Annotated in this window: 10 protein-coding genes; all 10 read right to left on the bottom strand. The window is 41.3% G+C overall.

Annotated features, from left to right (window positions below):
• Window positions 1-128 precede the first annotated feature (128 nt).
• The 10 genes from JG770_RS10075 to JG770_RS10030 all read right to left on the bottom strand — a co-directional run bounded on the left by JG770_RS10075 (window position 129) and on the right by JG770_RS10030 (window position 8,152).
• Window positions 129-632: an ECF transporter S component gene (locus tag JG770_RS10075; protein ID WP_291958532.1), complete on the bottom strand. Its 504-nt coding sequence runs from the start codon at window positions 630-632 to the stop codon at window positions 129-131.
• A gap of 83 nt (window positions 633-715) precedes the next feature.
• A complete protein-coding gene (locus JG770_RS10070; protein ID WP_291958529.1) occupies window positions 716-1,666 on the bottom strand; it encodes a D-2-hydroxyacid dehydrogenase in 951 nt (316 codons plus the stop codon).
• Between the two features lie 12 nt (window positions 1,667-1,678).
• A complete protein-coding gene (locus tag JG770_RS10065) occupies window positions 1,679-3,076 on the bottom strand; it encodes a penicillin-binding transpeptidase domain-containing protein (RefSeq protein WP_291958527.1) in 1,398 nt (465 codons plus the stop codon).
• Window positions 3,063-4,328, bottom strand: a complete 1,266-nt coding sequence (locus tag JG770_RS10060) for an FtsW/RodA/SpoVE family cell cycle protein (protein WP_291958524.1) — start codon at window positions 4,326-4,328, stop codon at window positions 3,063-3,065. Before JG770_RS10060 ends, JG770_RS10065 begins: the two co-directional genes overlap by 14 nt.
• Window positions 4,329-4,814 carry an FHA domain-containing protein gene (locus JG770_RS10055; RefSeq protein WP_291958521.1) on the bottom strand — a complete coding sequence of 162 codons (486 nt, stop codon included), beginning with the start codon at window positions 4,812-4,814 and terminating at the stop codon, window positions 4,329-4,331.
• A 77-nt stretch (window positions 4,815-4,891) separates the two neighbouring features.
• Window positions 4,892-5,260, bottom strand: a complete 369-nt coding sequence (locus JG770_RS10050; protein ID WP_291958518.1) for a response regulator — start codon at window positions 5,258-5,260, stop codon at window positions 4,892-4,894.
• Window positions 5,261-5,279: 19 nt separating this feature from the next.
• Window positions 5,280-6,248, bottom strand: coding sequence for a type II CAAX endopeptidase family protein (locus tag JG770_RS10045; protein WP_291958515.1), 969 nt, complete (start codon window positions 6,246-6,248; stop codon window positions 5,280-5,282).
• A 397-nt stretch (window positions 6,249-6,645) separates the two neighbouring features.
• Window positions 6,646-6,810: a hypothetical protein gene (locus tag JG770_RS10040; protein ID WP_291958513.1), complete on the bottom strand. Its 165-nt coding sequence runs from the start codon at window positions 6,808-6,810 to the stop codon at window positions 6,646-6,648.
• A gap of 2 nt (window positions 6,811-6,812) precedes the next feature.
• Window positions 6,813-7,478, bottom strand: coding sequence for an ABC transporter ATP-binding protein (locus JG770_RS10035; RefSeq protein ID WP_291958510.1), 666 nt, complete (start codon window positions 7,476-7,478; stop codon window positions 6,813-6,815).
• On the bottom strand, window positions 7,475-8,152 hold the full coding sequence (locus JG770_RS10030; RefSeq protein ID WP_291958507.1) for a hypothetical protein: 678 nt from the start codon (window positions 8,150-8,152) through the stop codon (window positions 7,475-7,477). Before JG770_RS10030 ends, JG770_RS10035 begins: the two co-directional genes overlap by 4 nt.
• Window positions 8,153-8,360: the final 208 nt, after the last annotated feature.

The raw sequence follows: 8,360 nt of genomic DNA, 5'->3' as shown, positions 1-8,360 counted from the left end.
CTATAATTATCTCTGTAATACTTTTTTAAGCTCGCAGTGACATTTTTGTCGAACAAAATTGAACCTTTTTATATGACATTTTTATAGGCTATTGACATAGCCATAGCACAAAATTTTTTTATCACCTATCACGCGGTTTTGGTAACCGAAGGAAATACTTTTGCGCTTATAAGCGAGCGATATACCGCCAATGATATGGCCGAATCCACCGCATGATGAAGCGCCGTTCCTATACCAACTATCACAAGGGCCGAATATATATCGAAGCCGAACGGCAGTACCACCAATGCCTCTAAGCCTGCATGTATAGGCAGCGTAACGGCCAATGCACTCGTAAACGGCACACCGCGTTTTACAAGCCGAGCACCAACAAAAGCGAAGAGCGGATGCATGGCTGCCCTGGCCACTATCACCAACGGCAAACCTTTCAGCAAAAAGCCCAGCGCCGAGCCCAAGCCGACCACCACAGCCACCAGAGGATTGACGGCCATAGCCAGCATGACAGGCACATGAGAGGCTATGGTAGCCGAAAAAGGCGGTATGGTTACCGCCAGCACGCCTCCAAACCATAACGGTATCATTATGGAAAATGCCGTTAATATACCGGCAATTACTATATCTTTGGTTTTCATATATATAAGTCCTTTCTATATAATAATTCCTAGGAATTATTATATAGAAAGATTAGTGTCTTGTCAAGTGTATTGTCAATACCTCAATACTGTTTATCCAAATCTATCTTGTTTATAAATTGGTTGCTGCCGGATATATACGCCCTCAGATTAGGTATAAATATATTCATGACCCTTTCAACATAGCGCCCATTATCGCCCGCCGTATGCGGCGTTATGATGACATTGTCCATATCCCACAGCGGGCTTTCCAATGGCAGCGGCTCTTGTTCAAATACATCCAGTCCGGCACCGGCTATCCATTTTTCTTTTAATGCCTTTATGAGTGCTTTCTCATCATGAGTCGAACCCCTTCCGGCATTTAAGTAATAGGCCGTCGGCTTCATGATTTCAAAACGCCTTTCGTTCATTATATGAAATGTGTCATTGGTCAAAGGCAATACATTTATGACATAGTCGCTCTTTTTAAGCAATTCTTCCAAATTGGAAGGACCATACATCTCATCCACGTAATCAGCAGGTTTCCCCGAATAGCGAAATCCCAGTGTCCTCATCCCTAACGCTTTTGCCAATCTGGCTACTTCTAAACCTATAGCCCCTACGCCCAATATCCCTGCCGTCTTGTCGAACAGTTCATCGGTATTAGATGAACGATCCCACTTTTTGCTCATCTGGTTGCGTATATATGTATTTATTTTTCTGGCAAAGGCCAGCATCATACCTATAAGCGTTTCAGATATAGGCACGCTGTGAACACCGCTGGCATTTGTAAGTATTATATCGTATTTTTTAAATGCTTCAAACGGCATGTCGTTAACCCCGGCGCTCCACGTCTGTACCCATTTGAGCGGCGTACCGTCATACAGGCATTGCTCGGCGGTATGTTTATTCCAGCCCAATAGTATCTCGGCATCCCTTAACGGAATCCCTTCATTATCGCCAACAGCAAATGCGATCTCCCAATCGGGAATTATTTTTTTTATTTCGTCCGTATACTCATCGCCAATATCCCTCAAAATAATCAACTTATGCATTAGTACTCTCCTTTACTCATATCCTAGAATTAAAGCCTGCTTCATTACCTTGCGAGCCACAGGGGCGGCCTGAACACCCCCTGTACCGGCATTCTCCACTATAACGGCCACCGCTATAGACGGATTGTCGGCAGGAGCAAAGCTTATAAACCATGCATGATCCTCCTGTTGGCCGCCGGCTTGCGCCGTACCGGTCTTACCGGCAACATCGACGCCCGATATGCGCGCAGATTTGCCTGTCCCATCGGTTACTACCGATACCATCATATCAGTTATCTCGTCGGCTATGGGCTTGTCTGTCACATGAGCATAGCGTTTTGGATTAAAGCGCCGTATAATGCGCCCTCTGCTGTTCTCCACCGCCTTGACAAGCCTCGGCTGCATCATATCCCCATCATTGGCTATAGCCGATGTTATCATGGCCATGTGCATGGGAGTCACCGTCACCTTGCCTTGTCCTATGGCATCCTTAGCCAGCTCATCGTCAGTTATCTGCTCTTCTTTGGGAAAATTGCTGGCGTATACCGTCATATCGTCCCATGCAAATGTTCTATTGAATAAAAACGTTTCAGCGGTTTGTGACAAAAGCTTATCGCCGAGCTGTAGTCCTATACTGGCAAACGTGGTATTACACGATACCCCTAGCGCCTCGGTTATATCCAGTTGGCCATGCGCTTTGTTACCCGAACAGCTTAGTTTATAATCCCCCACATTTATATAACCATTGCATGTGAAAGTTTGCGAATCTATATCCTGTATATTTTCCAAAGCCGAGGCCAGCGTTACCACCTTAAAAACAGAACCTGGCGGATATGTGCCCTGCAACGCCTTATTATACAAGGCATCCTTATCGCTCAATGCAGCCAGGTTATTCGGATCAAAGTCCGGTTTGCTCACCATCGCCAGCACTTCGCCTGTGCGCGGATCCATAGCCACCACCGCGCCCCGCCTATTGCCCAGCGCATCATAAGCAGCTTTTTGCAACCGATAATCCAGCGTCAATATAACGTTATTACCGTGCAATTCATGGAATACGAAACGTTGTACGGCCTGCTCAAGCACTCCGTTGTTCAAACCTAAAAGGTAGGTGGCTTGAGAATTTTCTATACCGGCTCGGCCTAGCTTCGGATCCACATATCCAACTACATGTGCAGTCACCTTCCCATACGGATAATCCCTTACCCACTGACCGTCCTTTTGTCGACTTACGGCAAGCATCTCGCCATTTCTATCTTTTATATCGCCCCATACTACTTCCTGGCTTTTCTGCGTTATGCGTTTATTATAATAGCTGTTGGCCAGTCGATTGCCTTGGAAAAAATAAGTGTACAGCAGGTATCCTATTAACAGCATAAATACGGCTGCGAAAACGGCCAACACCTGTTTGGTATTCCTCTTAATACGATTCACTATAGCGTTCTCCTATTATTTCCTTCTCATAAACCTCACCGGAAGGCTTAGGCTGGATAACCGTACTTTGCATGATGCCCACCAGCATAAAACTGGCCACCATAGAACTGCCGCCATAACTGACAAACGGTAACGTCACCCCGGTAAGCGGTATAAGCTTTATAACGCCTCCTATGATAACAAAGGTCTGAAATCCCAATGTAGCAGCCGCACCTATTGCTATCAGCGCATTAAACGGATCATTCGCACTCAAAGCCATCTTCATTCCTCTGTAAATGAGGATAAAATACATGGCTATAATCGCCACAGCTATCAATATGCCGAATTCTTCGGCGATAGCAGCGAATATAAAATCGGTCTTAGCGGCCGGTATTATATATGGCTGGCCTAAACCTAATCCGGAGCCAAGCCAGCCGCCCGATCCTATGGCTATCAGCGACTGTACTATCTGATAACCGCGATCTGTCGCATCCGCCCATGGATTGAGCCATGCCTCCACCCTTGTCCTGACATGCCCCAAGGTCAGATATGCTACGTAACCGACCGCACCTGCCGTTATAAGGCTGCCCAAAACATAAATGATATTGGAGGTGGCTACATAGAGCATTATAACAAAAACAGCAAAATATATGACCATGGTGCCGAGGTCATTCTCCAATACCAGTATCCCCATGCATATTGCCGCAAAAGCCATCAATGGCAACAGCTCTTTCATGCTCCTTTTCTCTTTTAGTATAGATGCCGTTGCTAAAATAAAAAGCAATTTTACGAATTCAGATGGCTGAACGGTATAGCCGCCCACTTCTATCCAGTTTTTGGCGCCGCCCCTTATCGTGCCTATTAGCATGGGCAATAACAGCAATGCCACCGATACTACAGCGTAAATATAAAAGTATCGGTCTAAACCACGCATATATCGAGATAATATCAGTATGACAAAAAAAGCCGATATGCCGAGCATAAACCACTGTACCTGCCGTATGGCGGTCTGTGCATCCAGCCTATACAACATAATGAAACCTATGCTGCTCAGAGCAAATATAAGCAACGTTATATACTTATCGCATTGCTTAAAAAAGCTTATCATGATAATATAAGATATCACATATACCGCAGATGTAAATATAGCCATATGCAACGCCTGATCATCTATAGGCGATGATTTAAAGGCCAGCAATATAAACCCTGCGAGATTAAATATTATTATAGCTGTCAATACATCCCATGCTCTGCCTCTAGCTCGATAAGTCATTCACCCTATCTCCTGATTTTTAATGGCAGCAGGGATTTTCACCATGAACATCACAGGGCCTATGGCGATGGAGTCGCCATCTCTTATGCGGGTAACCTTCCTGACTCTTTTGCCGTTGACAAACGTTCCGTTTTTGCTGTGCATATCTTCTATATATATTTTTTTATCTTCCACATATACAACAGCGTGCTGCTTGGATACATCATCTCTATCTATAATTATATAATTGTCCCTGCTTCTGCCTATAGTATTCCGCTCCTTTATAGGAAATTCCATGCCTGCCCATATAGTCGAAACACCGTCAAGGCATTCTACCACTGATAATATGCCATATGATGGCTCCATAGAGGGTTTGGCAACCCCGGCAGCGGCCAACGCATACTCCATCTTTATCCCTTTTATGGTGCGATACAGGATGATATATATGAGTATTATAAATATATAGCGGCTGCTCAGTGCAGTTACTTCATAGAGGTCGCCCCTCATCACTATCATCCCCAATCATAAAATTCTATCTGCCTTATTATAGCACGCCGCCGCAGCTGTTTCAAATCAGCGCCACGCTAGGAATACAACACGCGCCGTACAGCCTCCATCAATTTGGATTTTTCAAATGGTTTGATCACATACTCTTTAGCCCCGCTCCTCATGGCCTCTAACACCATATTCTTTTGCCCCAATGCCGAGCACATTATTACATTAGATTTGGGACTTACTTTAAGCAGTTCTTTAACCGCCTGTATACCGTCCATATCAGGCATGGTTATATCCATCGTTACGATATCCGGCTTCACCTGCGCAGCCTTTTCAACGGCTTGTATGCCATTGCCGGCCTCATATATTTTATCATAGCCGCTTTCCGCAAGCATGTCTTTCACGACCTTGCGCATAAAAGCCGAGTCGTCCACCACCAAAAACGTTAAATCCTCCATGAGAACCCCTTCCTTCTTGCTATAAAACGCTATTTAAATTTATTATCCCCAAAATAATCATTAACTGCAACACCAATTCAGCCGCTATAAATATTATTCCTATTATAAGCGGTATAAAATGGACAAATTTAGGATGTTCAATATCCTCGTCAGCAGGAATATGCGTGCTTTTATTCGAGGTTGCATCCTTAAGCATATTTAAAAACCATATGAATAGCGCCAGCGAGGCAATGCCTATTACCGCATACACGCCCATAGTAACCCATAATTGAGAAGCCGGCAGCTCGGCCAACGATTGGGCCATCTCCTCTTGGCCCATCGCTTCAGCTAATACAGTAGCTATATACGACAGCGTTACAGCTACCGCATTATTTATAAAATGCGCTATCATTCCCGCAAATATCGAATCGGTGATATACACCATATAGCCTATGGTTATGCCGAGGAATATAGGCCCTATGAAATTTTGTATATTAGCGTGCATAAGGCCAAATAATATGCCGCTGTAAATTACCGCTTTACGTGCCCCGTAAACCTCATAGCCTCTCAACATCACCCCCCTGAATAAAGTTTCCTCGCATATGGCTGCCGAACCAGCTATGACAGCCAATGCCCGCAAGTACGCTCCTCCGGTATCGATAACAGGTATAGGCTGCGGCAGCAATTGGCCTGCCAAATCCAGCACATACATCCATATAAGCGATAAAAATGTCACCACCCCATAACCACTGGCGGCAACTAGCACGACAAGCACGACCTGCCGCAATGTTATGGGATTTAACCGCACAACATATTTTACGGGCATTCTTTGCCAAGCCATATAAATCAACGACGACGCCAGTATTATGCCAAACTCGGTTATCAACAGGCCCGTATAAATATCGTATTGTTGAGCCATAGCTCCCACAGTGAAAAATAAAATCACTACTATCAGAAATAATATGTTTACGCCCAATACCGTCGGTCTTTTAGCGGCGTTGCCTTCCATAATAAGCTTAATGCTCCAGTCTATATGTATTTAATGTTATTATACTACATTTATTTTATACGATAAAGAAGCAAAAATTTTATTGTCAATAGCCTATAAAAATGTCACTGTGAGCTTTAAAAAGTATTACAGGGATAATTATAGAAGAGCCTTAGAAATTTGACGCTCGCCGCTGGGCAGTCGGTGGGTGTGTTGCACCCACCGGCATGGGCAAAAGCTTTGCATAAAATTGTGCATTTCAAGTAGTTTTTACGGCATAAGCAGTAAAAACTACTTGGGTCGCTCCAACTTATTCCACGGTGTTTGTCGCGTTTATTATACACTATTTTCTTTACGACAACTATCCTAACATATAGGGAGTACTATCCGACTGCACTTTATTTGACAAAACCAGATTTTATTTTGGAAGTCCTAACCAAATAGCAAAAAGAACTAATACTATCCCAATCACACTAACAACTATATTCCAAAAACTACTTTTTTTGCTTTTCTTTAGAGAAATTCCTAAAGCAATTAAAAATACACCAATTATCATTGAAAAAATCATTACAAAAAAACCCATTTTTATGCCCTCCTCTCAAGATGAATTACTTTTTCATGACGATTAGCCACTTCTAAATCATGTGTCGCAGTAATAATAGTAGTGTTAAAATCCTGATTCATTTTAAAAAGTAGACTCACAATTCTTTCCTTATTATCAACATCTAAAGATGCTGTAGGCTCATCGCATAAAATAAGTTGAGGTTTCATAATTACGCCTCTTGCAAATACAGCTCGAGATTTTTCTCCAGTAGAGCATTCAAGCGGTTTCTTTTTTAATATAGATTTAATCCCGATTGCATTAGTGATATTTTCAAAATCCTCTGATTTGTACTTTTCACCAGATTTTGCATAGAGTAAAGGTAATTTGATATTATCTTCAATCGTCAAAGAATTGATTAATGCTGACTCTTGAAGGATAAAACCGATCTTTTGATTCCGCCATTGTGCTAATTGACTTGCATTTAAATCATCAGTCAGCGAGCCAAAAAGAGTATAAGTACCGTTATAATTTACATCTAACAATCCAAGAATATTGAGCAGAGTAGTTTTTCCTACTCCGGATTCTCCTACAATAGAAATTTTTTCCCCAGCATAAACTTCAAGTTTAAAATTATTTAAAATTGAAAGCTGTGATTTTTTACTCTTATACACTTTTTCTTGAATATTTAAATCAATAATTTTATTCATTGCAATACCCCCAAAGAAATTGGAACTTTTTTAATTCTCCATAACATGATTTCGACAATAATTATCCCAATAATAATATCAGAAATTAGTACTACCAATAAAGCAAACCAATCCATCCCTACTAAACCAAATAAACCATAAGTGACAAAAGAAGCATCCTTCCTTAGCCAATTTCCGTATCTTGAATAAGCAGTTATGAAAAACAAAACTATTAAATTGATAAAAAACAATATTCCATAATAACCATAAAAGATTTTTCGTAACTTTGAATAACTTAATCCAACTAATAAATTAATTGTAAAGTCTTTGATCATCAAACGTATACTGACTAATGAACTCCAAACAGAAAGACAAGTTACAATTAAAAGCAAAATTGTAGTTACTATAGCTATAATTTTTAGTGAACTGAAATAGTATTCATTAAAATAATCATAATTCTCCTGTTGAGTATAAAAATTAAATTTCAAGCCTAAATTGTCTTGAATAACTTTGCTTAAATCTTCAATTTTATCTTTCGAAGTTTGAAGAAGTATAATATCAAAAAGTCCATTGAGTTGAAGGTCAATGCTTGAATTGTTAATGAATTCTTCATTAACAGGCAAAATAACAGAAAAATTATAATACTGTTTTGAACTGAGAGCATAAAAATTGGAATGATATTCATTTTGTTTCAAAACCCCCTGGACTTTTAGAGTAATTGGTTTCTGAAGCACAGGGTCGTCAATTCTGATTGTGGAACCCAGAGGATATGTTTTACTTAACCCTTTTCCGATCAGAACAGGTATGTTGATTTACAATAAATATTGACCCCCTATTATCATTGAATATTGACCCCTTAGGATAAAAAACGTATACTTCCCTTATCACAATATAAGGGGAGGA

This window comes from Mahella sp. (assembly GCF_020054945.1).
Classification (GTDB): Bacteria; Bacillota; Clostridia; order Mahellales; family Mahellaceae; genus Mahella.
This window is presented reverse-complemented; position numbering and strand designations above follow the sequence as displayed.